We start from the raw sequence: 26,173 nt of genomic DNA, 5'->3' as shown, positions 1-26,173 counted from the left end.
CTTTCCTGGTACCAGCGAGTACTACCGGTGAGTACCGGCAATCGACGAAGGACGGTGGGATATGAGCCCGGCCAGCAGCGCCACCGCGGTCGCCGACCTGCCCGCGCCGACCCCCGGACGGCGACGGGAACGATCCTCCCGGCCGATCGAGTTGTCGGGATCCTTCACCCATGAGGGTCACCGGCTCGCCTACACCGAGTTCGGTTCCGGCGACCGGGTCGTCGTGCTCACCCACGGCATCATGCTGACGAGGCGGATGCACGCCCCGCTCGCCCGCAGGCTGGCCCGTGCCGGTTTCCGGGCGGTGACCCTCGACCTGCTCGGGCACGGCGATTCGGACCGGCCCACCGATTCCTGGCTGTACTCGATGCCCGCGTTCGCGGAGCAGACCGTCGCGCTGCTCGACCACCTGGAGATCGACGCCGCCGTCATCGGCGGGACGTCGCTGGGCGCCAACGTCGCGCTCGAAGTCGGCGTCGCCGCGCCGGAACGCGCGCTCGGCCTGGTCGTCGAGATGCCCGTGCTGGACAACGCGATCGTCGCCGGGCTGATCACGTTCGCCCCGTTGCTCATGGCCGCCCGGTTCCTGCCGGTGACCGTGCAGGGGGTGGCGCTGGCGGCGAAACTGGTACCGCACGGCAACCAGTGGGTCGACGTCGTCACCGACACGCTGTCCCAGCAGCCGGCGCCGATGGCCGCGCTCCTGCACGGCGTGCTCTTCGGCCGGATCGCGCCGCCCAAGTCGATCCGGTGCAAGATCGAGATCCCGGCGCTGGTCATCGGGCACGAGCGCGACCCGATCCACCCCTTCGGCGACGCGGACACGCTGGCCGCGGACATGCCGGCGGCCGAGTTCGTCCAGGCCCGCAGCCCGGTCGAGCTGCGGTTCGATCCGACCCGTCTGACCGACACCATCGCCGACTTCTCCGCGCGCTGTCATGACCGTTGAGCCGGCGCCGACCCGGGACGTGGGCGCGGAAGAGCTGCGGACCGGGCGTTTGCGCCTGAGCCGACCAGGGCCCGACGACCTCGACGCGATCTTCGCCCTCCACACCGATCCTGAGGCCTGCGCGCACAACCCTTCGGATCTGCTGGAGACACGCAAGGACGCGGAGCTGCTGTTGCTCCGCTGGTCGCACCAGTGGGACCGGTACGGCTTCGGGTACTGGACGATCCGGCCCCATGACTCGGCTGAGACGCTGGGGTTCTGCGGGGTGAAGATCGTCGGTTTCCGGCAACGCCCGGTCCTGAACCTCTTCTACCGCCTGTTCCCCGCTTCCTGGGGTTCCGGATACGCCGGCGAGGCCGCCACCGCGGCGGTGGACTGGGCCCGCGCCCACCGGCCGGACGACCTCGTGATCGCCCGCGTCCGGCCGGAGAACGTCGCGTCGCAGCGGGTGGCGCTACGGGCCGGGCTGGTCCGCGCGGAGCACCTCGACACTCCCGGCGACGACGGCACCGACTGGTTCTACGTCTCGAACCCTGGCTACGAAGGCTGAGCCAGCCCCGCCACCGGGCCGAAGACGATCACCGCGGGCGGCCGCACCCCGGCCGCCGCCGCGTCCTCGACCACCTTGTCCAAAGTGGAGCGGAGCACCCGCTGCGTGCGCATGGTGCCGTCCTCGATGATCGCCACCGGCGTGTCACCCGGCCGCCCGGCCTGCAGCGCCTTGGCGAACAACGGAAGCCGCTCGACGCCCATCATCAGCACGATCGTGCCGCGCATCTTCGCCAGCTGATCCCAGTCCACCAGCGACTTCTCGTCGTCCGGCGCGACGTGACCGGACACCACGACGACCTCGTGTGCGACGCCGCGGTGGGTCACCGGGACGTCCGCCGCGGCGGGGACGGAGAACGCGCTCGTGATGCCGGGGACCATCGTCACCGGGATACCCGCTTCGGCGCAGGCGAGGACTTCTTCGAAGCCGCGGCCGAACAGGTACGGGTCGCCGCCTTTGAGCCGCACGACGAACTTCCCGGCCTTGGCCCGCTCGATCAGGGTGGAGTTGATCACGTCCTGGCTCGCGGCGCGGCCGTACGGGATCTTCGCGGCGTCGACGATCTCGACGTGGGGCGCGAGTTCGTCGAGCAGTTCGCGCGGGGCCAGCCGGTCGGCGACGACGACGTCGGCCCTGGCGAGGAGCCGGCGGCCGCGGACGGTGATCAGTTCCGGGTCGCCGGGGCCACCGCCCACGAGGGCGACGCCGGGGAGGTCGTCGTGGGCGTCCGGCACCCGGCCGTCGGCGACGGTACCGGCCCGGAGGCCGTCGAGGACGCTGTCCCGGACGGTCGCCGACCGCAGCGGCTCACCGCCGGAGAGTACGCCGACCAGGAGCCCGCCGTGCCTGCCGGACGCCGGGGTGACCGCGCTGCCGCGATCGCCGTCGTCGGCGCGGACACAGAACACCCGCGCGCGTTCGGCCTCGGCGCAGACGGCGGCGTTGACCTCGGGATCGTTCGTGCACGCCAGCGCGTACCAGGCGTCGGTGAGGTCTCCCTCGGTGTAGCGGCGTTCGTGCCAGACGATCTCGCCGGCGTCGGCCATGGCGCTCACCGACGGCGTGGTGTGCGGCGAGACCAGTTCGACCCGCGCGCCCGCGCTGATCAGCCGTGGCAGGCGGCGCTGGGCGACCGTCCCGCCACCGATCATCACGACACGACGGCCTGCCAGGTCGAGGCCGGAAAGGTAATGCGGGTCATCCATGCGGGGCAGTGTAAGGATTCAGCGCCCCGGACCGCGATCCGAGTGAGAACCGCCTCAGCGCTCGAGCAGTTCCAGCAGTTCGGTGTTGCCGAACATCCGGGCCGCGTCGATCGCCGACGGCTCCCCCGCCGTCGCGTCCGCGCCGCCCTTGAGGAGCGCCTTCACGACCTCGGGCTCGTTCTTGAAGACCGCGCCGGCGAGCGGACTCTGGCCGCGGTCGTTCTCACGATTCGGATCGGCGCCGCGCTCGATCAGCGCCGCGACGGTCTCCGCGTGACCGTGGTAGGCGGCGAGCATGACCAGCGTGTCGCCCCGGTCGTTGGTCAGGTTCGCCGAGATCCCCGCGTCGACGTACGCGGCGAGCTCGGCCGTCGCGCCCGAGCGGGCGAAGCCGAACACCTTGGCCCACAACTCCAGCAGTTCGGGATCGAATTCCTCGGCCTTTCCGGGGTTCTCCGTCATGGGGCCGATTCTTCCACGCCGGACGCGGTCCGGGCGGCACGTCGCACCGCCCGGACCGGCGGTGTCAACGCCCCGCGTGGGGATAGGGCAGCAACGCCATCTCGCGGGCGTTCTTGATCGCCGTGGCGACCTGTTTCTGCTGCTGGGGCGTCAGCCCGGTGACCCGGCGGGCACGGATCTTGCCGCGGTCGGAGATGAACTTCCGCAGCAGGTCGGCGTCCTTCCAGTCGACCTCGGTGATCTTGTTGGCGTGCAACAGGTTCGTCTTGCGCTTGTACGGACGGTCGCGGTTCGGCTTGGCCATCGCGCTCACCAGCTCGACTTCGTGACGCCGGGCAGTTCGCCGTTGTGCGCCATCTGCCGCATCCGGACCCGTGAGAGCCCGAACTTCCGCAGGTAGCCGCGAGGGCGGCCGTCCGCGGCGTCGCGATTGCGGATCCGCGTCGCGCTGGCGTCCCGCGGCATCGCCTGCAGGGCCGACACGGCGGCGGCCTTCTCCTCCGGCGACGCGGAGGGCGAAGCGATGGTGGCCTTCAGCTCACGGCGCCGTTCGACGTAGCGGGCGGCGACGACCTTGCGTTGCTCGTTCTTGGCGATCTTCGACTTCTTGGCCATCAGCGCTCCTCCTTGAACTCGACGTGCTTGCGCGCGATGGGGTCGTACTTGCGCAGCACCATGCGGTCCGGGTCGTTCCGGCGGTTCTTCTTGGTGACGTAGGTGTAGCCGGTGCCGGCGGTCGAGCGGAGCTTGATGATCGGCCGGATGTCGGTGCTCTTGGCCATCAGAGCTTCACCCCTTTCGCGCGGAGCTCGGCCACGACGGCCTCGATCCCCCGCTTGTCGATGGTCTTCATGCCCTTCACCGAGACCCGCAGCCGGACCCAGCGCCCTTCGCTCGGCACGAAGTACCGCTTGGCCTGCAGGTTCGGCTCCCAGCGCCGGGACGTGCGCCGATGCGAATGCGACACCTGCTTCCCGTAGCCCGGTTTGCGGCCGGTGACCTGGCACACGGCGGACATATACCCTCCCAAGTTGATATCGGTTGTCGTTTTCATTTACTCTACACAGCCGAACCAGAACGCCCTCGACGCCCCGGAGCTTCAGTGACCGACAACCCCCGTGTGCCCCTCGTCCTGATCGGTGGCCTCGCACCGGGACCGAACGCCGACCTCGCCGAGCGGCTGCGCCTCGCCGAACCCGGCACCGCCGTCGTGCATCACGACCTGAGGCAGATCCACTCCGGTGTGGTCCGACGGCGCATCCGGCTCGCCGACCGCGACCAGCTGACGGTTCTCGAACTGGCGCACGGCTGCGTCTCGTGCACCCTGCGCGAAGACCTGTTGCCGTTGCTGCGCAAGCTCTCCCGGATGCCGCAGGTGCGGCGGATCGTGGTGCGGCTCGACGAGGCGATGGAGCCCGAGCCGGTCAGCTGGGCGCTGCACAACGTCCTCGTCGGCGAGCGGCCGGTGATCGAGGACGTCGACCTGCGGGCTGTCCTGACGGTCGTCGACTGCGCGGGCTGGCTGGCCGACAGCACCGGAGACGACACGCTGGCCGAGCGGAACCTGCTCGCCAGCCCCGAGGATGAGCGCACCGTCGCACAGGTCGCGCTGTCCCAGGTCGAGTTCGCCGATCTGCTCGTCCTCGCCGGCGCGGCGACCGACGCGTGGTCCGCGGCGAAGGCCTCGGCCGTGCTCGACCGGGTCGCGCCGTCGATCCCCCGCGTCGAACTGTCCTTAGTGGACGGGAAGACCGTACTCGACGCCGTCCCCTCCGACGCCCGGCGCGGCGAGGTCACCGACATGCACGGCCCCCTGCTGCGCGGACAGCCGCCGTTGCACACCGACTGCGGGATCGGGCTGCTCACCTTCACCTCGCAGCGCCCGTTCCATCCGGAGCGCCTCCACGACGCGATCGACGTCCTGCTCGACGGCGTCGTCCGCACCCGGGGACGGCTCTGGGTGGCGAGCCAGCCGGACATGGCGCTGTGGATCGAATCCGCGGGCGGCGGTCTCGGCGTCGGGCACGCCGGGCCGTGGCTCGCCGCCCCGGACGGCCCGGACTGGGCCGCCGTCTCCCCCGAACGCCGCACCCTCGCGTCCCTGCGCTGGGACCCGCTCTTCGGCGACCGCGCGCAGGAACTGGTCGTCGTCACCGATCAGGCCACCCCCGACGAGATCGAAGCCGCCCTGAACGGGGCGCTGCTGACCGAAGAAGAGCTCGCGGCCGGGGAACAGGAATGGCTCCGCTATCCGGATCCGTTCGGCGAGTGGCACGAAGAACCGTGCGAGGACACGGAAACCGACCCCGAGAAGCACGACGTGAACGCGTCGAACCGAAAGGACGAATCGCAGTGAAACCGGGTATCCACCCCGACTACCACCCCGTGGTGTTCAAGGACCTCTCCACCGGGGACGCCTTCCTGACCCGCTCCACCGCCACGTCGGAGCAGACCACCGAGTGGAGCGACGGCAACACCTACCCGCTGGTGAACGTCGAGATCAGCTCGTGGTCGCATCCGTTCTGGACCGGCAACCGGCGGATCATGGACAGCGCCGGCCAGGTCGAGAAGTTCCACCGTCGCTACGGCCGTCGCGGAGGGTCGAAGTAATGGCCGTCCCGAAGCGGAAGATGTCGCGCAGCAACACCCGGTCCCGTCGTTCGCAGTGGAAGGCGGCCGTGCCGGATCTGGTGCCGATCAAGGTGAACGGCGAGACGAAACTCGTACCGCGCAAGCTGATGAAACACTTTCACCAGGGTGGGGCGTGACGACGCCGGTCACGGTGCTGTCCGGTTTCCTCGGTGCGGGCAAGACGACCGTGCTCAACCACGTCCTCGCCAACCGCGACGGGCTGCGGGTGGCGGTGATCGTGAACGACATGAGCGAGGTCAACATCGACGCCGCGCTGGTGCGGGACGGGAACAGCCTGTCCCGCACCGAGGAACGGCTCGTCGAGATGACCAACGGTTGCATCTGCTGCACCCTGCGCGACGACCTTCTGGAGGAGGTTTCGCGGCTGTGCGAAGACGGGCGGTTCGACTACCTGCTCATCGAATCGAGCGGGATCTCCGAGCCGATGCCGGTGGCGGCGACGTTCTCGTTCCTGGACTCCGCGCGGCTCGACACGATGGTGACCGTGGTCGACGCGGTGAACTTCGAGCGGGAACTGGCCGCCGGGGACGGGCTGACCGAACGCGGGCTGGACCAGTACGACGGGGACGAGCGGACGGTCAGCGACCTGCTGATGGACCAGATCGAGTTCGCGGACGTCCTCCTGCTGAACAAGGCGGACCTGGTCCCGGCCGGTTCGCTCGACCGGCTGACGGCGGTGTTGCGGCGGCTCAATCCGGCTGCCGAGGTCGTCGTCGCGACCCACGGCCGCGTCCCGCTCGACCGGGTGCTCGGCACCGGGCGTTACGACATCGAGCGGGCACAGGAAGCGCCGGGGTGGGTGGCGGAACTCAACGGTGATCACGTGCCGGAGACGGAGGAGTACGGGATCTCCAGCGTCGTCTTCCGCGCCTCGGCGGCCTTCGATCCGGAACGGCTGTGGGACTTCGTCGGGCGGCTCGATACCGGGGAGTTCGGGACGGTCCTGCGGTCGAAGGGGTTCTTCTCGCTGGCGTCGCGGCCCGGGGTGACCGGGCTGTGGTCGCAGGCCGGTTCGGTGGCCCGGTTCGAGCCGCAGGGAGTCGAGGAAGCGCCGCGGCAGGAACTGGTGTTCATCGGTGTGGGGCTGGAGAAGGACGCCCTGCTGGACTCGCTTGACGCTTGTCTGACCGTCGGTTCGGGCGGCGTGGATCCGTTTCCGGAATGGGAGGCGGTACACGTCCACTGACTGCCTGCGGCACGATCGGCGGAGGTCGGCTCAGGCGATGCCGCGGCGGTGCCCGGCCCAGAACGGCGCCCGCAACGCCCGCTTGTCGACCTTCCCGATCGCCGTCAGCGGCAGCGCCTCGGCGAAGTCCACATCGGACGGTACGAAATGCTCCCGCCCGAAGAACTCCCTGGCCTGTGCACGGACGTCTTCGGCCGACAGCGCCCCGGAAGCGACCGGCACCACCACTGCGTGGACCCGCTCGCCCTCGCCGTCGTCGCCCGGTACACCGAAAACGGCCACCGAACGGATCAGCGGATGCCGCGCGAGGGCGTTCTCGACCACCGTCGAGTACACCTTGGTGCCGTGCTCGCCGGTGATGATGACGTCGTTCGCCCGGTCCAGCAGGTAGAGATACCCCTCGTCGTCGAACCGCCCGAGATCACCGGTCCGCAGCCAGCCGTCCCCGATCGGCGCCGACCCGTGGTAACCGTCCATCATGGACAGTCCGCGCACCAGGACCTCCCCCTCGTCGATCCGTGCCTCCATACCGGGGACGATCCGGCCGACGGATTCGAGCCGGTCCGGGCGCCCGTCGAGTTCCGCCGCGGAGATGCTCGCGATCATCGGCGCCTCGGTGAGCCCGTATCCCTGTCCGACCACGGGCCCGAACACGTCGAGTGCCTGAGCCAGCCGCCGCGGCGGAAGCGGGGCGGCACCCAGCGACAGCCCGCGCACACTGCTGACATCGGTCGACGCCGTGGCCGGATGGTCGAGTACCGCGGCGAGCCGCGCGGGAGTGAGGGACAACGTGGTGATCCGGTGCTCCGCGATCGCGTCCAGGACCGCGCCCGCGTCGAAGTCCCGCAGCAATACCACGCTTTCCCGGCGCAGGATCGCCCCCAGCACGCTGGCGTTGCCGGTCATATGCGTCATCGGCGCGATCAGCAGGGTGCGCCCCGGCCCCGCCGGATCCGGCGCGAAGATATGGGCCATCCCGTCGTAGATCCCGCTGTGCCGGATCAGTTTCGGCGTTCCGGTGGTGCCGCCGGTGGGAAAGACGACGGTGACCGACCGCGGCAGCTCCGCCGGGTCGGCACCGTCACGGTCCACCAGTTCGTCGAGCGTGGTCACCCCGTCCGGCCAGTCCGCCGGGTGCTCGGCCACCAGGGTCGTGACCCCGGCCGCCTCGACCGCGGCGAGGCGATCCGGCGCACTCGCCGACGCGGCGACAAGCAGAACCGTCGAACCCCGCAGCTGGGCGGCGATCTGCAGAAGGACGGTTTCGGGCCGGTTGCCGGCGTCGATGGCGACCACGCCGCCGTCCGGGAGTGCCGCGTACATCCGGCGCACCAGTTCGAGCGCCTGTCCGTAGCCGGTCTCGACGCCGTCCTGGACGAACAGCACCTCGTCGCCACCCGAACGCAGCGCGTCCAGCACCCTGGTCAGAAACAGACTCTCCACCGGCCGGACCCTAACCCAGGCTCACGACCCCGAGCAGCACCCACCGCCGGACGAAGAGGCATCCTCGTAGGCGTCGTGCCAGTTCCACCACTCGTACGGCGGCGTCTGCGGGTAGCCCTCCGGCGAGTCCTCCCATTCCTCCTGCCGCCCCAACGCGGTGATGTCGAGGTAGCTCCACGTGCCGCCCATCGTCTCGTCGCCGCGATCGTTGACGAAGTACGTCCGGTAGACCTGGTCACCCTCGCGGATGAAGGCGTTGGTGCCGTGCCACTCGCCGACGCCGAAGTCGACGTCGAAGTCGCTGGTGATCGTGTACCACGGCATCGTCCAGCCCATCCGCCTCTTCAGCCGCGCGATGTCCGGCTGCGTGCCGCGCGAGGCGAAGGCGAGCGTGGTGTCGCGGGCGTTCAGATGCGCGACGTGCGCGACCTGGTCGGCGACCAGCGAGCAGCCTTTGCAGGCGTGGTCGGGGAAACCCTCCACCCCGGGATCGAAGAACGCCCGGTAGACGATCAGCTGACGGCGTCCCTCGAACAGGTCGAGCAGGTTCACCGTCCCGGACGGGCCTTCGAACTCGTACGGTTTCCCGATCGCGAGCCACGGCATCCGCCGCCGCTCGGCCGCGAGCGCGTCGCGGGCCCGGGTCAGCTCCTTTTCCTTCACCAGCAACCGAAGGCGCGCTTCTTCCCATTCCGCGGCGGACACCGTGTTCATCGCGCCAGCTCCGCGGGAAGTACGCTCTGCCGGTTCGGCTGCCCCTCGCCGGTGGTGATCAGGTCCCGCAGGCTGGTGCCGACGTAGAAGGTCCACGCCTTGTGGCAGACGTCGAAGCATTCGTACTCCGGGACGAGTCCGTGGTGGGTGAAGCGCGCTTCGGTCTTGCCGTCCTTCTCCGCGATCTCGAAGGTGATCGTGGTGCCGACCCGTTCGGTCTCGTCGCGGGTGAAGTCGAAGTGGTTCTCGAGGACCAGCCAGGACACCTTGCGGCCGGGCACGGACTCGGTGATCCGGATCCGGCAGCGGTGGACCGCTTCGTAGTGGTACTCGAACTCGTCGCCGGTGTGCTCGATCTCTTCCGACCACCACCGGCGAACGTCGGTGAAGGCGTCGTAGACCTGCTGCGGTGTCCGGTCCACGGTGAAACTCGTCGTGAAGCTCATGCTGAACCCTCCAGATGGTCTTTCAGCGCCGCGAGCGGCCCGTCCCAATCGCGGGCGAGCGCGGCGAGGAACTGCTGGGCGACCTGCATCGGCGCCGAGTGCAGGCGGTACCGGACGCGGCGCCGCTCCCCCTGTTCCGGGATCACCAGGCCGGCGTCGGTGAGCAGTGCGAGGTGCTTGGCGATGGCCTGCCGGGTGATCGGCAGCCGCTCCGCCAGGTCGGTCGCCGTGGCCGGGCCGCCCGAGGCGAGGACGGCGAGAATGCTCCGCCTGCTCGGGTCGGCCAGTGCGACGAAGACCTGTTCGGCGATCGTTTCGTTGTCAGGCGGCATCGAGGTATTCGATCAGTTCGCCCAGCTCGGCCGCCCACCCCTTCGTGTTCCCTTCGAACGCGACCTGGTGGACGTCGTCCGGCAGCTGGGAGAAACCGGTCTCGACGACAGTGAGCCGCGTGCCTTCACCGTTCGGGACGAGGGTGAACTCGACGTAGGTACGACGAGGATCGTCGTCGGGCAGGCCGTAGATGTTCCAGGTGAAGCCGAAGACCTCCGGCTCTTCCACGCGCTCGACGCGCATGACCGCCTTGTGCCCCTCGTCCCATTTCATCTCGGCGTCGCCACCGGGCCGCAGGTCGATGCTGGCCTGGTTGCCGAACCAGGTGCCCAGCCCTTCGGCCGTGGTCAGCGCGGCCCAGACCTTCGCGGGCGGATGGGCGATCTCGACGGTGCGTTCGATCCGGTCGGGGAATCCCACGACAGCCTCCACAAGTAGCAATCAGTCGGTTGCTATAACTTGTATAGCAACCGATTGATTGCGTCAAGGGGAACTCAGGAAGCCGTGTACAACGAGCCGAGGAACTCGAGCAGCAGCCGCTCCCGCAGCGGACCGGGTGCCGTGGCCAGCAGGGCGTTGATCTCCGCCATCCGGGTGGGCAGGCCCGCGTCGCCGCCGAGACCCGCCGCGGCGAGCAGTCCGGCGAACTGCTCCGGCGTCAGCGTCGCGGGATCCAGCGCGGCGACGAACCCGGCCACCTGCGGATCGACGACGACCGGCCCGGCCTCTCGGGCGGCCGAGACAGAAGCGGTGAGATCGGCGAGGAAATCCTTCTCGCTCCCCCGGTTCGCGGCCGTCATCGTCAGGTGCAGGTTCGCGGGCGAGGACTCGTGGGCGAACTGCGGCTGGACGTACCAGCCGCGCTCGCGCATCTCGTCCGCGACGGTGAACAGGTCGAAGCCCGCGCCGTCCGCCACGGTGAACGCGAGCAGGGTCGACACCGGATCGCCGAGGACCCGCAACCCGTCCAGCGCCTCGATCCCGGCGCGGATCTCGACAGCCGCCTCACGCGCCGCCGAGGCCAGTTCGCGATAACCGTCTTCGCCGACATGACGCACGACAGCCCACGCCGCGGCGAGCGGGCCGCCGGACCGCGTGCTCTGCAGCGTGGTGTTCAGCATCGTGTAGCCGGGCCAGTCCGCACTGGCGAAGTACTGCGAACGACGCAGCCCGGCGTCGGCGTGCAAGAGGACCGACACGCCTTTCGGGCAGTACGCGTACTTGTGCAGATCCACCGAAACACTGGTGACGCCCGGGACGTCGAACCCGAACGGGCCGAGCCCCAGATACGGCAGCACCCAGCCGCCGATGCACGCGTCGACGTGGAACCGCACGCCGTCCAGCGACGCGGCGATCTCCGGGATCGGGTCGAGGACGCCGTGGGCGTACGACGGCGCGCTCGCGACGACGAGCACCGTGCTGTCGTCGACCGCGGCGGCCATCGCCTCGGGAACGGCGCGGAAGCTCACCGGGTCGACCGGCACCGAAACCACGCGCACACCGAAGAAATGCGCGGCCTTGTGGAACGCGGCGTGCGCGGTGGTGGGCAGCACGATGCTCGGCGAGGACACGTCCGGACGCGCGTCGCGGGCGGCCAGGACGGCGAGCATGCACGACTCCGTGCCACCCGACGTCACCGAGCCCACCGTGTCCGCCGTACCGCCCAGCAGCCGGGCGGCCGTGCCGACGAGGTCGTTCTCCATCCGCAGCAGGCTCGGGAACGCCGTCGGGTCGAGCCCGTTGGCCGACGAGGCCAGCGCGTGCGCCGCCGCGCCGAGTTCGTCCACTTCGGACAGACCGCTGTCGTAGACGTACGCCAGCGTCCGGCCGCCGTGGGTCGGCAGGTCTTCCGCGCGCAGTTCCCGAAGCTCCTTCAGGACGTCCTCGGCGGTCACGGCCGGCGCTCCAGTACCGACTTGCGCAGCAACGGGATGCCGAGCACGATCAGCACGGCCGGAAGGATCGACGCGCCGAGCAGGATCGCCGTGAGCGCGCTGTCCGGCTGCGCGGCCTTGGCGTCGAGGCTGGACTGGTACCCGCCGAACTGCAGCACCAGTCCCCAGAGCCCCGGCCCGAGCGCGAGCCCCAGCGTCTCGGACGCGGTCCAGACCCCGGCCGCGACCCCGGCCCTGGTCTCGCCGGTCCGCTCCTCCTCGTCGCTGATCAGGTCCGGCAGGATCGCCAGCGGGAACACCGAGATCCCCGCGTACCCGACGCCGCAGAAGGCGACGAACACCATCGTGACGGGGAACGGGAACACCTTCGCCCCGAGAAGACCGAGCAGCCCGATCCCGAACGCGGCCGTAGCGATCCGGAACCCGGCCAGTTTCCCGACGCTCGCCCCGAGTTTCGGCCACAGCGGCATGGTCAGCAGCGCCGGACCGACGAAGCCGACGAACAGGACCGTCGAGTAGCCGGAGCTGCCGAGGATCCGCTCGGCGAAGAACGGGATCGCGGCCAGCACCGTGCCGATGCCGAGCGCCTGGATGAAGTACACCCCGAGCAGCCAGCGGAACGGCCGCCACTGCGCCAGCGTCCGGAGCAGCTCGCGCGGGCTCACCGTGTTCGGCCGCAGCGCGCCGACGGGAGCGTCCTTGAGCCCGAAGTACACGCCGAGCGTCGCGAGCAGGATGACCACGGCGATGAACAGGCCCATCACCCGGTAGCCTGCGACACCGCCGATGAGGTCGGTGATCGCGGGCGCGCCGCCACCGGACACCAGGATGGCGACCGCGAGGAAACCGATCCGGACGCTGGTCAGCTTCGTACGCTCTTCGGCCGAGTCCGTCAGCTCGGCGGGCAGCGCGTTGAACGGCACCTGGAAGAAGGCGTACGCCGTGGCGCACAACAGGAACACGACGATCACGTAGATCGCGTCGGGCACCGGGCCGCCGAAGCCGGGATGCGCGAACAGGGCCGCGAAGAGAATCGCGACGCCGATGCCGCCGTAGAGCAGGAAACGGCGGCGGCTCCCGGTGCGGACCATGTCCGCGTCCGAGAGCCGTCCCGCGATCGGGTTGAAGAGCACGTCCCACGCTTTGGGAACGAAGACGATCAGGCCGGCCACGCCCGCCGCGACGCCCATCGTGTCGGTGAGGTACTTCAGGAGGAGCAGGCCGGGAACCGTGCCGAAGGCGCCGGTGACGAACGAGCCGAGCGAGTAGCGGTACCTCGTCCGTGCTGGCAGCGATGCCATGATCCTCCTCGAGGCGATTCTCCCGATGAAGGCCTCAGTATTGGATCTTGGCCACCACCGGGTAGTGGTCGGAGGGAATCGTGCCACCGTCGTAATGCACGAGCTGTACCGGGCCGACAGCGGCGAGTGGACGGCCGCCCGCGCGGACGGCTCCGACGTAGTCCAGCGAGTCGCGGTAGGTCGCCGGAACGGACTTCGCCGCATTGGGGTTCGTCGCCGCGTCGAAGGTGTACGCGCCTTCGCCCGTCGTGCGGAGAACGCCGTCGAGGAAGGCCTCACCTTGCTGAACCTGGGTCCGGCCGAGGGAATCCTTGCGCGCTTGTCCCGCCCAGTACTCGATGTTCAGGTCGCCCGCGATGACGACCGGCTCGCCGGCGGGGGCGTGTTTCGTGACCAGGTCCCGGATCTCGCCGAGCTGGGCCATCCGGACGTCGTGCGCCTTCGGCAGCGTCTCCGGTCCCTCGTCGGCCTGCATGTGGGTGCCCGCGATCCAGACCGGCTTCCCGGCGACGACCAGACGGGCGAGCGCGGCGCCCTTGTTCGACAGATAGTCCGCGGTACCGGAGTAGGAATTGCGGAAGACCAGCTGGTGCTGTTCGGTCACCGGTGCCTTGCTCAGCACGGTGACCCCGCCGTTGACCACGACCGGGGAATTCGAGCAGTTGCCGTTCACCGTGGTCCAGCCCGGTGACGTGGAGCAGTACTGGCCGACGAGCGGGGTCTGATGGGGCCAGACGTCCTTCAGCCGGTTCCGCATTTCCTCCGCCTGGGCGCTGAAAGCCTCGTCCAGGACGACGACGTCGGCGTCGTTCGCGCGGATGACGGCCTCCGCCGCGCGGGCGCGCGCCTGTTTGTCCGAGGTGTTCGGGCTGGCGATCCAGGGCAGCTGCCAGATGTTGAACGCCATGACCTTCACCGTGACCGCCGCCTGGGCGGGGACGGCGGTTCCGGCGAACAGGGCGGCGGCGATGGCGAGTACGGCGAGCTTCCGCACGAAAGACCCTTTCGGTATCAGGAAACGACGAACGTCCGCGAAGTCCCGCTGAACGCGGAGATCGCCCCGTTCCAGCCGTTCTTCCAGTTGCCGAAGTGGACCACGCGATATTTGCCGATCGGGGCGTTCGCGGGGATCTTCCAGTGGACGACGGCTTTCGATTCGGCGACGAACGTCCGCGCCCAGTGGTATTTCGTATCCCAGTCGCCGTCGTCGGCGTGGCGGACCCACTTGCCGTCGACCAGCCGCTGGATCTCCAGGAACGTGCCGCCGCGCCGGAGGTCGTTCTTCGGATGGCCGGTGACGAACTCGACCGCGACCTGTTCGCCGCGCGCGTACGTGCTCTTCGCGTCGACCAGGACGTCACCGAAGCTCTTGAACGCGGGCGGGCTGTCGAAGACGACGCCAGGCTGGAAGTTGATCAGCTTGCCGCGCAGATCCCGCGGCGTCGGCCCGTGCGGAACCGACGTCCCCGCCTTCATCACGGCCGCCAGTTTGGCGAATTCCTGCTGGTACGCGGGAAGTGTGTAGCGGCCGTAGAGAGTCGACGCGCCTTCGTACTGCTGCGAGTCGTACTCCTCGGGCGTGGTGACGTACTGGCTGTAGGCGTTGGAGTAGCCCTGGATGAGCACGTTCTCCAGCGGGACGCCGAGTTCGGCGGCGACGGTGCGGCGCAAGCGCAGCCCGGAGACGATCGTCAGTTCAGCCGGCACGGCCACGAGGTGCAGCTGCCCGATCCGGACGAGCTGCAGCGGCAGGACCTCCGGCGTCCACGGATACGGCTTCATCGCGCCGAACGGCACCGCGATCACCTTCGGCGCGTGCGCGTCGGCGAGCGCCTGCGGGATCGGCGCGTCGATGCCGCCGAGCCAGTCGATGAACGGATTCTTCACCCCTTCCGGCAGCGGCAGACCGGGGCCGTCCTCACGGCTGCCCGCCAGCATCGAGACGCCGATCGCGGCCGTGCAGGTGCGCTGCGGCCGCCCGTTCGGCGTGTACTTCGCGTCGACGGCCACGTCGGACATGTCCACGTAGCACATCCGGTGGTCGACGCCGCCCGTCACGGCCTCGGCCGCGGCGTCGAAGGCGCTCTTCGCCGCGCGGAACTGGAGGTCGCCGATGGTGCGGGTGTTCTCGAACTCGGTTTCGGGTGTGCCGGGTTCGAGGTTCAGGTTCGGGCTCATGTCGCCGGTGTTGGTCTGCGGGAACGCGGCGACGAACCGCGGGTTCCCGTCGAGGTACCGCACGCCGGCGTGGTCGTGCTCCCACTCGTAGGCGGCGTATCCCTTGTTGTCGCCGCTGATCAGATGGTTGCCGTTGCTCATCGACGTCCCGTGGGTGGCGAACCAGCTGATCGCGCCGACGTCGACGCCGTTCTGGCTGAACCGCAGCACCGTGACGGCCGGGTCGATCGCCTGCGGGAAGTGGTCCTTGTCGGCCTGGGGGTTCAGGTCGAAGGCCTTGCGGGAACGGTTGACACTCGCCTTGGTGAGCTCGGCGCGGCCGAGCCGGATCGACCCGGGCGCGAGGTTCGCGTGCGCGCGGCTAATCGCCTCGAAGATCCCGTCCACGACGGCGTCGTAGACCTCCTGCTGGAAGCCGAGGATCGCCAGATCGTAAGCGGCGTAATGGGAATCCCCGCCGCAAGCGGAGTGGGTGTGGGTGGCGTTGAGCAGTACGTTCTGCTCGGTGTACAGGTCGCCGTACGCGGCCTGGAGCTTGCGCAGCACGCCCTGGTGGACCGACTGGAACAGCGCGCCGAGGTCGGCGGTGACGAAGGCGATCCGCTTGGCTCCGTCGTCGACCACGAAGGCCCGCGCCCGGGTGCGCAGGTGGATGCCGGCGGTCTGCTGCTGCGGCATCGAGTAGCCCATCATGCCGTTCTCGGCGGCCGGGCCGGTGACGTCGGAGATGCCGACGCCGACGCGGAACCCCTTCGACGGCGCCGCTTGCGCCTGCTGGGCGCCGAGCATGCTCGCCGCGACGGGCAACGCCGCCGCACCCGCGAGAACCCGCCTCCGGCTCACCGTCATGAGTCGCACCTCCCGGCCACGAACATGAACCGACTTCATGTTCGTGGCCGGGACGCTACGTGATGGGCCTCACTGCCGCAACCCCGCGAAAGGCGCGGACTACCCGCATTCAGAGGACTAAATGCATGTCGGGAGCCGCTACCCGAGGGTCTCGGCGACCTTCGTGAGCGTCGCGGCATCCCCGCGCAGCAGCAGCGTGGTCACCACGGTCTCCTCCCACGCCGCGAGTTCTTCGCGGATCTTCTCCGCCGGCCCGATCAGCGACGTGTCCTCGACCAGCGAAGTCGGGATCGCGGCCGTAGCCTCGTCCTTGCGCCCCGCCAGATACAGCTCCTGGACCTTGTCGGCTACGTCCTCGTACCCCATCCGTGCGAAGACGTCGTGGTGGAAGTTGACCGATTTCGCGCCCATACCGCCGATGTAGAGCGCGAGCGACGGTTTGATCCAGCTCGCGGCCTCCTCGACGTCGTCGTGGACGAGCACCGGAACGGACGCCGCGACCTCGAAGTCGTCGAAACCGCGCCGGGCACCGGGCCGCGAGAAGCCCTCCTCCAACGCCGTCCGGTAGAAGGCGTCACTCTTGGGCGAGAAGAACAACGGGAGCCAGCCGTCGCAGATCTCCGCCGACAGCGCCACGTTCTTCGGCCCCTCCGCGGCGAGGAAGATCGGGATCTCCTTGCGGAACGGGTGCACTGTGGACTTCAGCGGTTTACCGAGCCCGGTGCCGCCCTGCAGCGGAAGCTGGAAGTGCTGCCCGTCATGGGTCACCGGTGCCTCGCGAGCGACCACCTTCCGCACGATGTCGACGTACTCCCGGGTGCGCGCGAGCGGCTTCGGATACGGCTGCCCATACCAGCCTTCCACCACCTGCGGCCCGGACGCGCCGAGCCCGAGCACGAACCGGCCGCCGGACAGATGGTCCAGCGTCAGCGCGTGCATCGCCGTCGCGGTCGGGGTGCGCGCCGACATCTGGACGATGTTGGTGCCGAGCTTGATCCGGCTCGTCGACGCACCCCACCAGGCGAGCGGGGTGAACGCGTCCGAGCCGTAGCCCTCGGCGGTCCACACCGAATCGAAGCCGAGCTCTTCGGCCCGCAGGATCGCGTCCAGCGCGCCTTCCGGCGGCCCGGAGGACCAGTAACCGAGGTGGTAACCAAGCTTCATCGAGGCTCCTCGTCAGACGTTCGGTGAGTAGTGCTCGGGTTTGCCCCGCTCCGAAAGCGGCGGAAGGTTCCTCGCGGGAGTCTCGACCAACGGCGCGTCCGGGGCCAGTTCGCCACGCTCGCGGCGCCAGCCGGCCCTCGCGCGCGGGTGGTAACGGCGATCGCGCGGGACCAGCTTGAACGCCGCGTTGATCAGCTTCCCGACCCGGCGGTGCCGTCGCTCGTCGCGTTCGGTCCAGGTGTAGCCGAGCCGCTCGCGGATCGGCGGGTCGTACAGGCCGATCGTCAGCCAGACGAAGTTCCGCGCCACCTGCCCGCGCACGAGGTTCCACGCGAAGTCCGGTAGCCAGGGCAGGAAATGCGGTTTGGCGATGTCCTGGATCTCGAGGACGTCACGCGTGGCCTTGTTGTCCTCCAGCACGTCCTCGCACATGCGCTTCCAGTACAGCTGGAAGTCCTCCCACGACTCCGGCACCGGGCGCATGCTCATGCCGTACATCTCGTACCACTGCACGTGTTCTTCGAAGAGTTTCCGCTTCTCGGCCTCGCCGATGCCACCACAGAAGTTGTCGGCGATGAGGATCGCGCTCACGAAGAACGTCGAATGCGCCCAATAGAACGTGTCCGGGTTGAGCGCGTGATAGCGCCGCCCGTGTTTGTCGACGCCCTTGATCCGATCGTGGTAACCCCGCACCTCCAGCGCGGTCTGCCGCGCCCGCGGGCCGTCGTAGATCACTCCCCCGATCGGGTAGAGCGAGCGGAACAGCCGTTGCCAGCGCTCCTCGAAGAACCGCGAGTGCTCTTCGACGCCCGCGCCCAGCTCGGGGTGCATGTTCTGCATGGATCCGGCCCAGAGCGCGATGAGCAGCCCGCGCCAGTCGCCGAAGTACTTCCAGGTCAGCGAATCCGGTCCCAGCGGCCGCGGCTGTGTCATCCCCGGTCTCCTCAATGAGCTGGTTAAATTGACCACAACTGTTGTCAGGTTAAAGTTGACAACGGCCGTAGTCAACAAGAGGAGCCGATCATGGCCGGCCGCAGCTGGGCAGGCACGACCCTGGACGACCGCAAGGCCGCGAGGCGGGGACAACTCGTCGACGCGGGCCTCGACCTGCTCGGCACCCAGGGCAGCGCGGGGGTGAGCGTCCGCGCGGTGTGCCGCCACGCCAAGCTGACCGAGCGGTACTTCTACGAGAGCTTCACCGACCGCGAGGAACTGGTCGTCGCGGTCTACGAGCACATCGGAGAGCAGGCCCGGCAAGCGCTGGTCGACGCGGTCAGCGACACGGCCGAACCCGCCGAACGGGCGAAGGCGGCCGTCCGCGCCTTCGTCGAGTTGATGCTCGACGACCCGCGCAAGGGCCGGGTGCTCCTGCTCGCGCCGATCACCGATCCCGCGCTGACGACGCGCGGGATCGCGCTCCTCCCCTCGTTCGCCGAACTGGTCAGCGGGCAGCTGTCCCACGGTGACGCGGCCGAGCGGCAGATGACCTCGATCGGGCTGGTGGGCGCGCTGAGCAACGTGTTCATCGCCTATCTCGACGGCTCGCTCAAGGTGAGCCGCGAGCGCCTGATCGAGCATTGCGTCCGCCTCGTGCTCGGCGCCGACCGTCAACCCTGACCGCGTTCGGCGACCAGCTGCAGGGCGATGTCGATGATCATGTCCTCCTGCCCGCCCACGTACTTCGCGGCGCCGACGCGGTAGAGGATCTCGTGCGCCGGGACGTCGTAGCGTTCCGCGGCACGCTCGGCGTGCAGCAGGAAACTCGAGTACACCCCGGCGAAACCCTGCACGATCGAAGACCGGTCCATCACCGGCAGCCGCGTGATGTAGGGCTTCACGACGTTCTCGGCCGCGTCCATCAGCACGTCCTTGTCGACGCCCGTGCGGATCCCGAGCTTCTCGAAGGTCGCCGCGAGGACCTCGGTCGGCGAGTTGCCCGCGCCCGCGCCGAGCGCCACGAGCGAACCGTCGATCTGCCGCGCGCCCGCCCGGTACGCGAGCACCGAGTTCGCGACGCCGAAGCTCAGGTTCTGGTGCCCGTGATAGCCGACCTGCGCCTCGTCCCCGAATTCCGCGACCAGCGCGGCGACGCGTTCGCCCGCGTCCTCCAGGATCAGCGCCCCGGCGGAGTCGACGACGTACACGCACTGACACCCGGCGTCGACCATGATCCGGCCCTGTTCCGCCAGCGCCTCGGGCGTGGACATATGGGACAGCATCAGGAAACCGACCGTTTCCAGCCCGAGTTCGCGCGCCGCGCCGAAATGCTGGACGGAGACGTCGGCCTCGGTGCAGTGGGTCGCGATCCGGACCGCGCCTGCCCCGAGGTCCGCGGCCACCCGCAGGTCGCCGACCGTGCCGAGTCCCGGCAGCAGCAGCACCGCGATCTTCGCCCGCCGTGCCTCGTCGACCGCCGCCTCGATCAGCTTCCGTTCGTCCACAAGGGAAAAGCCGTAGTTGAACGTCGAGCCGCCGAGCCCGTCGCCGTGGCTGACCTCGATCAGCGAGACCCCCGCGTCGTCCAGCGCCCGGACGGTGTCGCGCACGTTCTTCTCGGTGAACTGATGCGCCATCGCGTGGCTGCCGTCGCGCAGGCTGGTGTCGACCAACCGGACCTCACGGTTCACGTCGTCCCAGCTCATGCCGCCACCTCCTGCGTGGCCAGAAGGTCACCGACACGGGCGGCCGCAGCCGTCATGATGTCGAGATTCCCGGCGTATTTCGGCAGGAAGTCCCCGTTCCCGGCGACCTCCAGGAACACCGCGACCCGCGCCTGCCCGCTCCAGCCCGGCCGGGGCGGGTCGTACTGCGGATCCGCTTTGAGCGTGTAGCCCGGCACGTAACCCTGGACGGTCTCGACCATCCGGTGGATGGATTCGCTCACCGCGTCGAAGTCCGCGTCCGGGTCGATCGCGCAGAACACCGTGTCGCGCATGATCATCGGCGGTTCGACCGGGTTGATGATGATGATCGCCTTGCCGCGGCTCGCTCCCCCGACGAGTTCGATCCCGCGCGCCGTCGTGGCGGTGAACTCGTCGATGTTCGCGCGCGTGCCCGGCCCGGCCGAACGCGACGAGACGGACGCGACGATCTCGGCGTAGGGCACCGGCGTCACCCGCGACACCGCGTGCACGATCGGGATCGTGGCCTGGCCGCCGCAGGTGATGAGGTTGACGTTGGGCACGTCGAGCCGTTCGGGCAGGCCCACCGCGGGGCAGGTGAACGGGCCGACCGCGGCCGGGGTCAGGTCGATCGCGCGGATCCCGGCCGTGGCGTACCGCGGCGCGTTCGCCAGATGCGCCTTCGCCGAAGTCGCCTCGAAGACCAGGTCCGGCAGCTCGTCCCGCGACAGCAGCCAGTCGACACCGCCGGCGGAGGTCTCCAACCCGAGCTCCGCGGCCTTCGCCAGCCCGTCCGAATCCGGGTCCACGCCGACCATGTACCGCACCTCGACGTGCTCACTGCGCCTCAGCTTCGCGAGCAGGTCGGTGCCGATGTTCCCGGGACCGACGATCGCGGCCACCGCTTTCCGTTGCGCCATGCCAGGTGACGCTCCCCGAGCGGATAGGGCACACTCAACCCATGCGTGCCGCTGGGCGGAACGACGACACCGAACGAACCGGAGCGGACGGCCTCGTCGCCGCCCGGATCTCGGCGCTGCTCTCCGCCTTCCGGCCCGGCGACGACGCGCTCGGCGTCTCCGAGCTGGCACGGCGGACCGGGCTGGCGAAGTCCACCGTCCACCGGCTCACCGGACATCTGGTCGCGACCGGGCTGCTCGAACGCGAGGGCGCGGCGTTGCGGCTCGGGCTCAAGCTGTTCGAGATCGGGCAGCTGGCCGTCCGGCGCCGGGGGCTGGTCGAGGCGGCGCGGCCGTATCTCGCGGATCTGCGTGAGGCGACCCGCAACACCGTGCACCTCGCCGTGCTGGAAGGCACCGAGGTGGTCTATCTCGACATCCTGCGGGGACCGGACGCGCCGTCGCTCCCGTCCCGGATCGGTGGCCGGTTCCCCGCGCACGCCACCGGCGTCGGCAAGGCGATCCTCGCCTTCTCTCCGGAATCCGTGGTGACACAAGTGATCGACGCAGGTTTGCCTCGCGTCAGCGTGCGGACGATCACCGCCGCCGGTCTGCTGCGCCGTCAGCTCGCCAAGATCCACAGTGAAGGGATCGCGTTCGAGCGGGAGGAGTCCGGCGTCGGCGTCGTCTGCGCCGCGAGCCCGCTGCTCGACGCGCACGGTGTCGCGGTGGCCGCGTTGTCGATCTCCGGCTGGGCGAATCGCATGCACACCAACCGCGTCGCGCCGGCCGTCCGGACCGCCGCTTTGGCTCTTTCCCGCACCCTGTAAGCGCTTTACGCGACGAGCCCGCGGCGGACCAGCTCCGGCCGCACCCCTTCGCCGAACCAGTACGCCTCTTCCAGATGCGGGTATCCGGACAGGACGAACTCCTCGATGCCGTGCGCGTGGTACTCCTCGATGAGGTCGGCCACCTCGCGGTGGCTGCCGACGAGCGCGGTGCCCGCTCCACCGCGGACCAGGCCGATCCCGGCCCACAGATTCGGGTACACCTCCAGACCGCGGACGCCGCCGTCGGTCTTCCCGCCGTGCAGGGCGGCCATCCGTTGCTGGCCGACGGATTCGCTGGCGGACAACTGTTCCTGGGTGTGGGCGATCCGCTCCGGGTCGATGGCGTCCAGGAGTTTCCCCGCCTCCGCCCAGGCTTCCGCCGACGTGTCACGGGAAAGGGTGTGCAGCCGGATGCCGAAGCGGATCTTGCGGCCCTGGTCCTCGGCGAGTTCGCGGACCTTCGCGATCTTCTCGGCGACCTGCGCGGGCGGTTCACCCCAGGTCAGGTAGACGTCGGCGTGTGCCGCCGCGACCGGCAGCGCCGCCGCGGAGGACCCGCCGAAGTAGATCGGCGGGACCGGATCCGGCGCCGCGCGTGTGGTCGCGCCCTCGACCTTGAGATGCTCGCCGTCGAAATCGAACGGCTTGCCACTCCACACTCCGCGCACGATCTCGAGGAACTCGCCGGTGCGGGCGTAGCGCTCGTCGTGGTCGTGCCAGTCGCCGAACCGGCGCTGCTCGACCGCGTCACCGCCGGTGACGACGTTGAGCAGCACGCGCCCCTGCGAGATCCGCTGGAACGTGCCAGCCATCTGCGCGGCCAACGTCGGCGAGATCGTCCCTGGCCGGAACGCGACGAGGAACTTGAGGCTGCGCGTCTCGCGGATCAGCGCGGCCGTCGTCAGCCAGGCGTCCTCGCACCAGGTGCCGGTCGGCGTCAGCACGCCTTCGAAACCGTTGGCCTCGGCGGCGCGGGCGACCTGGGCGAGATAGTCGAGGCTCGGCTCACGCGCGGAGGACGCTCCGGCGGCGCGGCTGGCGTGGAAGTGCTCGACGATCGTCCGGCCGTCCCCGGTGGTGGGCAGGAACCAATGCAGCTTGAGCGTCACGGTTCCGAGCTTCGGCTTCCGGGGCGGGCCGGGTCAATCGGCGGGCTCCGTGTCCCGCGATCTGGACGCATTTAGTCCTCTGAATGCGCCTCAGCCGCCGAACATCAGCCGCCATTCCTCCAGCGACTTCGGCTGGAACACGAAGTTCGTGTCCTTCACCCGCGACAGGTTCGCCGACGGCTCGGCGGAGTACTGGTGCCCCGGGTAGACGACCGGATCGCCGTCCAGCCCGGCCAGCCACTGCAGGCTCCGGTAGATGGCTTCCGCGTCACCGCCCGGGAAATCGGTCCGGCCGCAGCCTTCGAGGAACAACGTGTCCCCCGAGACGAGCTTCCCGTCGACCAGGAAGCACTGGCTGCCCGGGGTGTGGCCCGGCGTGTGCAGCAGCCGGATCGGCACGGCGCCGACCTCCACGACGTCGTCGTGCTCGTGCGAACGCAGGTCCGTGCCGGAGACGCCGGTGATGCGGCGGACCCACTCGGCTTCCGCGCCGTTGACGTGGATCGGCACCTGGACGCGTTCCAGCAGTTCCGCGATGCCCGGCAGCGAGAACCCCATCATCTCGCCGCCGACGTGGTCGGGATGGTGATGCGTGGCGAGGACGCCGGTCAGCCGCATGCCGTCGGCTTCCAGCCGGTCCAGCAGATCGCCCACGGCGTACGCCGGATCGACGATGACGGCCTCGTTCGTCTCCCGGTCGCCGATCAGATACGCGAAGTTGACCATCTGCGTCGCGACGGGATCCCCCACCGCGAAGTCGCGGCCCGCGAGCAACTGCCGGAAGTACAGCCTGTCAGCCATGGCGCACACCTTACGGTGCTATTCGCCGGTGGTTCCGTCGGCCAGCTCCCGCAAGACGTCCAGATGCCCGACATGGCGCGCGGTCTCCTGAAGGACGTGGGCGAGCACCCAGCGCACGGTGAACTTCCCCGACCTGCGAGCCCGGTCGTCCGGCGAGACCCCCGCCAGCGACGACTCCGACAACGCCCACTCGGCGCGGTACGCGTCGACGACCGAGCGGGGATCGTCGTCCTCGGACAGATCCCAGCTCGGATCCGGTGAGCCTTCCCACAGCGACGGCAGGTCGGCGCCGCCCGCCTCGATCGAAAGCCACCACCGTTCCACCGCGGTCAGATGTTTGAGCACTCCCAGCGCGCTCATCCGCGGGGACGACGGCAGCGGTGCCGCAGCCGCCTGGTCCCTGGTCAGCCCGGCGACCTTGTTGACCGCCGTGGCGCGGAGGAAACGCAGGAAGTCCCACTGGATCCCGGCCTCGTCCTCGGCGATCCGGTCCGGCCAGGCCCGCTCCACCGGCTCGGCGGGTCTCGAACTCGTGTTCGACATACGGGCACTGTACACATACGGCGAACTCGCGTGATCAGACGGCGATCTCGCGTGATTGGGCGGCGATCTCGCGTGATTGAAGGCGGAGCTCGCGTGATTGAAGGCGGAGCTCGCGTGATCACGCGAGGGCATCACAGGGCTAGGCTCGTTTCATGTGGTGGGGATTGATCTGCGCGTTCTTCGCGGCCTGTGCCTACGGCGTCGCTTCGGTGATGCAGGCGATCGCCGCGAAGGCGACGTCGGGCACCGAAGACCGAGTCGATCCCCGGTTGCTCGTGCGGGTGCTGCGGCAGTGGAAGTTCGTCGCGGGCCTGGCGCTGGACGTCATCGGGTTCGTCGCCCAGGTCGCGGCCCTGCGCGTGCTGCCGCTCTTCGTGGTCCAGGCGGCGCTCGCGGGCAGTCTCGCGGTGACCGCGGTCGCCGCGCGCACGCTCGGCGTCCGGCTGGGCCGCCGCGAGTGGACGGCGGTCGCGGTCGTCTGCGCCGGGCTCGCGTTGCTCGGGATGTCGGCGGAGAGCGAGGGTTCGGAGCCGACCGGGCTGGGTTTCCGGCTCGTGCTGATCGGCGCGGTGGTCGTCCTCGGCACGGCCGGGATGTTCGCCGGCCGCGCGGCACGGCGGATCCGGACACCGGCGCTGGGCCTGATCGCCGGGCTGTGCTTCGGCGTCGTCGCGCTTTCCGGCCGCGCGCTCACCAGCCTCGCCCCGCTGGATCTGCTGACCGACCCCGCCACGTACACGCTGGGTGTGGCGGGCGCACTGGCGATGTTGTTCTACGCCACCGCGTTGCAACGCGGCAGTGTCACCACCTCGACCGCGATGATGGTGATCGGCGAGACCGTCTTCCCGTCGCTGATCGGCGTGCTCGTACTGGGCGACACCACGCGACCGGGTTTCGCGGCCGTGGCGGTCGTCGGCTTCGCGCTCGCGGTCTCCGCGGCGCTCGCGCTTGCCCGCTTCGGCGAACCCGCGCCGATCGAGCCGGTCAGCGCGCAGCCCGGCTGACCCCGCGCCGAGAAACGAGCAGCCAGGCCAGGTACAGCCCGCCGATCGCCCCGGTCACCAGGCCGACAGGCAGACCCGCCAAGAACTGCTGGGTGACCAGATCACTCGTCACCAGCAGGAGCATGCCCATCAGCGCGGCGGCGGCGAGCCCCGGGCCCGAAGACCGGGTGAGCCGCTTCGACAGCTGCGGCGCGGCGAGGGCTAGGAACGCGATCGGCCCGGCGGCCGCCGTCGCGATCGAACACAGTCCGACACTCACACCGAGCAGCACGATCCGGCTCCGCTGGACCGGCACGCCGAGCCCCATGGCCGAATCGTCGCCCATCTCCAGCAGGGAAAGCCTTCTGCCGTAGACGAACCCGGGCGGCAGCAGAACGGCGATGGCGATCGCGACCGGGACGACGTGCTCCCAGCCGCGTCCGTTGAGCCCGCCGACCAGCCAGGCCTGCGCCGCGAGCCCGTCCTGCCAGGCGGCCCTGGTGATCAGGTAGGAGTTGAACGCGATGAGCATCGCGTTCACGCCGATGCCGACGAGGATCAGCCGGAACGTGTGCACGCCGCCCTTCAGCGCGAGCAACGCGATCAACGCCGCCGTCGCGACGCCCCCGACCAGCGCGCCCAGCGAAACCTGGAGCATGCCGCCGTGCACCACGATGATCGTCAGCAGCGCCCCGGCCGCCGCCCCTTCGGTGAAGCCGATGAAATCGGGGCTGCCCAAGGGATTCCCGGACAGGCTCTGCAGGATCGCGCCGCTGACCGCGAGCGCGCCGCCGACCAGCAGGGCGGTCAGCAGCCGGGGCAGCCGCAGGGTGGTCACGATGAACTCGGTGGCCCGGTCGCCGAAACCGAACAGCGTCTGGATCACCTCGCCGACGGACAGCGGGTAGTCGCCGGTGGTCATGCTGACCGCGCCGACGAAGAACACGGCGACGGCCAGCAGGGTGACGACGATCGCCGCCCGCGGGGTGACGCGCAGGGAAAGCCCGCCGCCCGGGGTGCGCAGGACGCGGGTGCTCATCCGGGGATGCTCCTTGATCGC

At 69.6% G+C, this 26,173-nt stretch carries 32 protein-coding genes; 9 read left to right on the top strand and 23 right to left on the bottom strand.

Annotated features, from left to right (window positions below):
• Positions 1-61 precede the first annotated feature (61 nt).
• On the top strand, positions 62-949 hold the full coding sequence (locus AB8M46_RS18345; RefSeq protein WP_037337280.1) for an alpha/beta fold hydrolase: 888 nt from the start codon (positions 62-64) through the stop codon (positions 947-949).
• Positions 939-1,499, top strand: coding sequence for a GNAT family N-acetyltransferase (locus AB8M46_RS18340; RefSeq protein WP_394360927.1), 561 nt, complete (start codon positions 939-941; stop codon positions 1,497-1,499). The genes AB8M46_RS18345 and AB8M46_RS18340 overlap by 11 nt, the downstream gene beginning before the upstream one ends.
• Here the strand turns inward: AB8M46_RS18340 and cobA are convergent.
• From cobA to rpmB, 6 genes are all read right to left on the bottom strand, one after another.
• On the bottom strand, positions 1,487-2,704 hold the full coding sequence (cobA, locus tag AB8M46_RS18335; RefSeq protein ID WP_378423372.1) for a uroporphyrinogen-III C-methyltransferase: 1,218 nt from the start codon (positions 2,702-2,704) through the stop codon (positions 1,487-1,489). The genes AB8M46_RS18340 and cobA overlap by 13 nt on opposite strands.
• 54 nt (positions 2,705-2,758) lie before the next feature.
• The gene (locus tag AB8M46_RS18330) at positions 2,759-3,166 is read right to left on the bottom strand and encodes an ankyrin repeat domain-containing protein (RefSeq protein ID WP_125734221.1); all 408 of its coding nucleotides are present in this window, start codon (positions 3,164-3,166) and stop codon (positions 2,759-2,761) included.
• A gap of 64 nt (positions 3,167-3,230) precedes the next feature.
• Positions 3,231-3,479: a 30S ribosomal protein S18 gene (rpsR, locus tag AB8M46_RS18325; RefSeq protein ID WP_125734222.1), complete on the bottom strand. Its 249-nt coding sequence runs from the start codon at positions 3,477-3,479 to the stop codon at positions 3,231-3,233.
• A complete protein-coding gene (gene rpsN / locus AB8M46_RS18320) occupies positions 3,476-3,781 on the bottom strand; it encodes a 30S ribosomal protein S14 (protein ID WP_016334058.1) in 306 nt (101 codons plus the stop codon). The genes rpsR and rpsN overlap by 4 nt, the downstream gene beginning before the upstream one ends.
• Positions 3,781-3,948: a 50S ribosomal protein L33 gene (rpmG, locus tag AB8M46_RS18315; RefSeq protein WP_016334057.1), complete on the bottom strand. Its 168-nt coding sequence runs from the start codon at positions 3,946-3,948 to the stop codon at positions 3,781-3,783. Before rpmG ends, rpsN begins: the two co-directional genes overlap by 1 nt.
• Positions 3,948-4,184: a 50S ribosomal protein L28 gene (rpmB, locus tag AB8M46_RS18310; protein WP_005149951.1), complete on the bottom strand. Its 237-nt coding sequence runs from the start codon at positions 4,182-4,184 to the stop codon at positions 3,948-3,950. The genes rpmG and rpmB overlap by 1 nt, the downstream gene beginning before the upstream one ends.
• Positions 4,185-4,268: 84 nt before the next feature.
• On the opposite strand from rpmB, the gene mrf reads away from it, so the two are divergent.
• From mrf to AB8M46_RS18290, 4 genes are read left to right on the top strand one after another with little or no spacing between them, the layout of a single operon-like run.
• The gene (gene mrf, locus AB8M46_RS18305) at positions 4,269-5,522 is read left to right on the top strand and encodes a ribosome hibernation factor-recruiting GTPase MRF (RefSeq protein WP_394360926.1); all 1,254 of its coding nucleotides are present in this window, start codon (positions 4,269-4,271) and stop codon (positions 5,520-5,522) included.
• Positions 5,519-5,776, top strand: a complete 258-nt coding sequence (locus AB8M46_RS18300; protein ID WP_394360925.1) for a type B 50S ribosomal protein L31 — start codon at positions 5,519-5,521, stop codon at positions 5,774-5,776. Before mrf ends, AB8M46_RS18300 begins: the two co-directional genes overlap by 4 nt.
• Complete coding sequence (gene rpmF, locus AB8M46_RS18295) at positions 5,776-5,934, top strand: 50S ribosomal protein L32 (protein WP_038514106.1); 159 nt, start codon at positions 5,776-5,778, stop codon at positions 5,932-5,934. The genes AB8M46_RS18300 and rpmF overlap by 1 nt, the downstream gene beginning before the upstream one ends.
• Positions 5,931-7,004 (top strand): GTP-binding protein, encoded by a 1,074-nt coding sequence (locus AB8M46_RS18290; RefSeq protein ID WP_394360924.1) that lies wholly within the window; start codon positions 5,931-5,933, stop codon positions 7,002-7,004. Before rpmF ends, AB8M46_RS18290 begins: the two co-directional genes overlap by 4 nt.
• A gap of 30 nt (positions 7,005-7,034) precedes the next feature.
• Here the strand turns inward: AB8M46_RS18290 and AB8M46_RS18285 are convergent, their stop codons facing one another.
• From AB8M46_RS18285 to AB8M46_RS18235, 11 genes are all read right to left on the bottom strand, one after another.
• Positions 7,035-8,447 carry a class I adenylate-forming enzyme family protein gene (locus AB8M46_RS18285; RefSeq protein WP_394360923.1) on the bottom strand — a complete coding sequence of 471 codons (1,413 nt, stop codon included), beginning with the start codon at positions 8,445-8,447 and terminating at the stop codon, positions 7,035-7,037.
• A 21-nt stretch (positions 8,448-8,468) separates the two neighbouring features.
• Positions 8,469-9,161, bottom strand: coding sequence for a DUF899 domain-containing protein (locus AB8M46_RS18280; protein ID WP_394360922.1), 693 nt, complete (start codon positions 9,159-9,161; stop codon positions 8,469-8,471).
• The gene (locus tag AB8M46_RS18275) at positions 9,158-9,607 is read right to left on the bottom strand and encodes an SRPBCC domain-containing protein (RefSeq protein WP_394360921.1); all 450 of its coding nucleotides are present in this window, start codon (positions 9,605-9,607) and stop codon (positions 9,158-9,160) included. The genes AB8M46_RS18280 and AB8M46_RS18275 overlap by 4 nt, the downstream gene beginning before the upstream one ends.
• A complete protein-coding gene (locus tag AB8M46_RS18270; RefSeq protein ID WP_394360920.1) occupies positions 9,604-9,939 on the bottom strand; it encodes an ArsR/SmtB family transcription factor in 336 nt (111 codons plus the stop codon). Before AB8M46_RS18270 ends, AB8M46_RS18275 begins: the two co-directional genes overlap by 4 nt.
• The gene (locus AB8M46_RS18265; protein WP_378423360.1) at positions 9,929-10,360 is read right to left on the bottom strand and encodes an SRPBCC domain-containing protein; all 432 of its coding nucleotides are present in this window, start codon (positions 10,358-10,360) and stop codon (positions 9,929-9,931) included. Before AB8M46_RS18265 ends, AB8M46_RS18270 begins: the two co-directional genes overlap by 11 nt.
• Positions 10,361-10,434: 74 nt before the next feature.
• A complete protein-coding gene (locus AB8M46_RS18260) occupies positions 10,435-11,835 on the bottom strand; it encodes a pyridoxal phosphate-dependent decarboxylase family protein (protein ID WP_394360919.1) in 1,401 nt (466 codons plus the stop codon).
• Positions 11,832-13,136, bottom strand: a complete 1,305-nt coding sequence (locus AB8M46_RS18255; protein ID WP_125734229.1) for an MFS transporter — start codon at positions 13,134-13,136, stop codon at positions 11,832-11,834. Before AB8M46_RS18255 ends, AB8M46_RS18260 begins: the two co-directional genes overlap by 4 nt.
• Positions 13,137-13,170: 34 nt before the next feature.
• Positions 13,171-14,130: a sphingomyelin phosphodiesterase gene (locus AB8M46_RS18250; RefSeq protein ID WP_378423356.1), complete on the bottom strand. Its 960-nt coding sequence runs from the start codon at positions 14,128-14,130 to the stop codon at positions 13,171-13,173.
• Between the two features lie 17 nt (positions 14,131-14,147).
• Positions 14,148-16,163: a neutral/alkaline ceramidase gene (locus tag AB8M46_RS18245; RefSeq protein WP_394360918.1), complete on the bottom strand. Its 2,016-nt coding sequence runs from the start codon at positions 16,161-16,163 to the stop codon at positions 14,148-14,150.
• Positions 16,164-16,301: 138 nt separating this feature from the next.
• Positions 16,302-17,327 (bottom strand): LLM class F420-dependent oxidoreductase, encoded by a 1,026-nt coding sequence (locus AB8M46_RS18240; protein WP_378423352.1) that lies wholly within the window; start codon positions 17,325-17,327, stop codon positions 16,302-16,304.
• Between the two features lie 12 nt (positions 17,328-17,339).
• Positions 17,340-18,260, bottom strand: a complete 921-nt coding sequence (locus tag AB8M46_RS18235) for an oxygenase MpaB family protein (protein ID WP_073842763.1) — start codon at positions 18,258-18,260, stop codon at positions 17,340-17,342.
• 90 nt (positions 18,261-18,350) lie between these two features.
• Between AB8M46_RS18235 and AB8M46_RS18230 the strand changes: the two genes are divergently transcribed.
• Complete coding sequence (locus tag AB8M46_RS18230; protein WP_016334041.1) at positions 18,351-18,944, top strand: TetR/AcrR family transcriptional regulator; 594 nt, start codon at positions 18,351-18,353, stop codon at positions 18,942-18,944.
• On the opposite strand, the gene dmpG is transcribed toward AB8M46_RS18230, so the two are convergent.
• Together dmpG and AB8M46_RS18220 are read right to left on the bottom strand one after the other, a co-directional pair.
• Positions 18,935-19,969, bottom strand: coding sequence for a 4-hydroxy-2-oxovalerate aldolase (dmpG, locus tag AB8M46_RS18225; protein WP_037337223.1), 1,035 nt, complete (start codon positions 19,967-19,969; stop codon positions 18,935-18,937). The genes AB8M46_RS18230 and dmpG overlap by 10 nt on opposite strands.
• Positions 19,966-20,868, bottom strand: coding sequence for an acetaldehyde dehydrogenase (acetylating) (locus AB8M46_RS18220; RefSeq protein ID WP_038514145.1), 903 nt, complete (start codon positions 20,866-20,868; stop codon positions 19,966-19,968). Before AB8M46_RS18220 ends, dmpG begins: the two co-directional genes overlap by 4 nt.
• Positions 20,869-20,909: 41 nt before the next feature.
• Here AB8M46_RS18220 and AB8M46_RS18215 point away from each other — a divergent pair, with 41 nt between their 5' ends.
• The gene (locus tag AB8M46_RS18215; RefSeq protein WP_394360917.1) at positions 20,910-21,677 is read left to right on the top strand and encodes an IclR family transcriptional regulator; all 768 of its coding nucleotides are present in this window, start codon (positions 20,910-20,912) and stop codon (positions 21,675-21,677) included.
• Between the two features lie 5 nt (positions 21,678-21,682).
• Here the strand turns inward: AB8M46_RS18215 and AB8M46_RS18210 are convergent, their stop codons facing one another.
• The 3 genes from AB8M46_RS18210 to AB8M46_RS18200 all read right to left on the bottom strand — a co-directional run bounded on the left by AB8M46_RS18210 (position 21,683) and on the right by AB8M46_RS18200 (position 24,130).
• Positions 21,683-22,786, bottom strand: a complete 1,104-nt coding sequence (locus AB8M46_RS18210; protein WP_394360916.1) for an LLM class flavin-dependent oxidoreductase — start codon at positions 22,784-22,786, stop codon at positions 21,683-21,685.
• Positions 22,787-22,876: 90 nt separating this feature from the next.
• Positions 22,877-23,587, bottom strand: coding sequence for an MBL fold metallo-hydrolase (locus AB8M46_RS18205; RefSeq protein WP_394360915.1), 711 nt, complete (start codon positions 23,585-23,587; stop codon positions 22,877-22,879).
• Positions 23,588-23,605: 18 nt separating this feature from the next.
• A complete protein-coding gene (locus AB8M46_RS18200) occupies positions 23,606-24,130 on the bottom strand; it encodes a DinB family protein (RefSeq protein ID WP_394360914.1) in 525 nt (174 codons plus the stop codon).
• A 152-nt stretch (positions 24,131-24,282) separates the two neighbouring features.
• Here AB8M46_RS18200 and AB8M46_RS18195 point away from each other — a divergent pair, with 152 nt between their 5' ends.
• Entirely contained in the window at positions 24,283-25,134 is an 852-nt protein-coding gene (locus tag AB8M46_RS18195; protein WP_037337210.1) for a DMT family transporter, read from the top strand.
• On the opposite strand, the gene AB8M46_RS18190 is transcribed toward AB8M46_RS18195, so the two are convergent.
• Positions 25,115-26,152, bottom strand: coding sequence for an iron chelate uptake ABC transporter family permease subunit (locus tag AB8M46_RS18190; protein ID WP_350598977.1), 1,038 nt, complete (start codon positions 26,150-26,152; stop codon positions 25,115-25,117). The genes AB8M46_RS18195 and AB8M46_RS18190 overlap by 20 nt on opposite strands.
• Between the last annotated feature and the right edge of the window lie 21 nt (positions 26,153-26,173).

The organism is Amycolatopsis sp. SB7-3, from assembly GCF_041021335.1.
GTDB lineage: Bacteria > Actinomycetota > Actinomycetes > Mycobacteriales > Pseudonocardiaceae > Amycolatopsis > Amycolatopsis japonica.
This window is presented reverse-complemented; position numbering and strand designations above follow the sequence as displayed.

Coding starts and splice junctions, on each gene's coding strand:
- AB8M46_RS18345 (WP_037337280.1), top strand. CDS start 62: ATGAGCCCGGCCAGCAGCGCCACCGCGGTCGCCGACCTGCCCGCGCCG.
- AB8M46_RS18340 (WP_394360927.1), top strand. CDS start 939: ATGACCGTTGAGCCGGCGCCGACCCGGGACGTGGGCGCGGAAGAGCTG.
- cobA (WP_378423372.1), bottom strand. CDS start 2,704: ATGGATGACCCGCATTACCTTTCCGGCCTCGACCTGGCAGGCCGTCGT.
- AB8M46_RS18330 (WP_125734221.1), bottom strand. CDS start 3,166: ATGACGGAGAACCCCGGAAAGGCCGAGGAATTCGATCCCGAACTGCTG.
- rpsN (WP_016334058.1), bottom strand. CDS start 3,781: ATGGCCAAGAAGTCGAAGATCGCCAAGAACGAGCAACGCAAGGTCGTC.
- rpmG (WP_016334057.1), bottom strand. CDS start 3,948: ATGGCCAAGAGCACCGACATCCGGCCGATCATCAAGCTCCGCTCGACC.
- rpmB (WP_005149951.1), bottom strand. CDS start 4,184: ATGTCCGCCGTGTGCCAGGTCACCGGCCGCAAACCGGGCTACGGGAAG.
- rpmF (WP_038514106.1), top strand. CDS start 5,776: ATGGCCGTCCCGAAGCGGAAGATGTCGCGCAGCAACACCCGGTCCCGT.
- AB8M46_RS18280 (WP_394360922.1), bottom strand. CDS start 9,161: ATGAACACGGTGTCCGCCGCGGAATGGGAAGAAGCGCGCCTTCGGTTG.
- AB8M46_RS18275 (WP_394360921.1), bottom strand. CDS start 9,607: ATGAGCTTCACGACGAGTTTCACCGTGGACCGGACACCGCAGCAGGTC.
- AB8M46_RS18270 (WP_394360920.1), bottom strand. CDS start 9,939: ATGCCGCCTGACAACGAAACGATCGCCGAACAGGTCTTCGTCGCACTG.
- AB8M46_RS18255 (WP_125734229.1), bottom strand. CDS start 13,136: ATGGCATCGCTGCCAGCACGGACGAGGTACCGCTACTCGCTCGGCTCG.
- AB8M46_RS18245 (WP_394360918.1), bottom strand. CDS start 16,163: ATGACGGTGAGCCGGAGGCGGGTTCTCGCGGGTGCGGCGGCGTTGCCC.
- AB8M46_RS18240 (WP_378423352.1), bottom strand. CDS start 17,327: ATGAAGCTTGGTTACCACCTCGGTTACTGGTCCTCCGGGCCGCCGGAA.
- AB8M46_RS18235 (WP_073842763.1), bottom strand. CDS start 18,260: ATGACACAGCCGCGGCCGCTGGGACCGGATTCGCTGACCTGGAAGTAC.
- AB8M46_RS18230 (WP_016334041.1), top strand. CDS start 18,351: ATGGCCGGCCGCAGCTGGGCAGGCACGACCCTGGACGACCGCAAGGCC.
- dmpG (WP_037337223.1), bottom strand. CDS start 19,969: ATGAGCTGGGACGACGTGAACCGTGAGGTCCGGTTGGTCGACACCAGC.
- AB8M46_RS18220 (WP_038514145.1), bottom strand. CDS start 20,868: ATGGCGCAACGGAAAGCGGTGGCCGCGATCGTCGGTCCCGGGAACATC.
- AB8M46_RS18215 (WP_394360917.1), top strand. CDS start 20,910: ATGCGTGCCGCTGGGCGGAACGACGACACCGAACGAACCGGAGCGGAC.
- AB8M46_RS18205 (WP_394360915.1), bottom strand. CDS start 23,587: ATGGCTGACAGGCTGTACTTCCGGCAGTTGCTCGCGGGCCGCGACTTC.
- AB8M46_RS18200 (WP_394360914.1), bottom strand. CDS start 24,130: ATGTCGAACACGAGTTCGAGACCCGCCGAGCCGGTGGAGCGGGCCTGG.
- AB8M46_RS18195 (WP_037337210.1), top strand. CDS start 24,283: ATGTGGTGGGGATTGATCTGCGCGTTCTTCGCGGCCTGTGCCTACGGC.
- AB8M46_RS18190 (WP_350598977.1), bottom strand. CDS start 26,152: ATGAGCACCCGCGTCCTGCGCACCCCGGGCGGCGGGCTTTCCCTGCGC.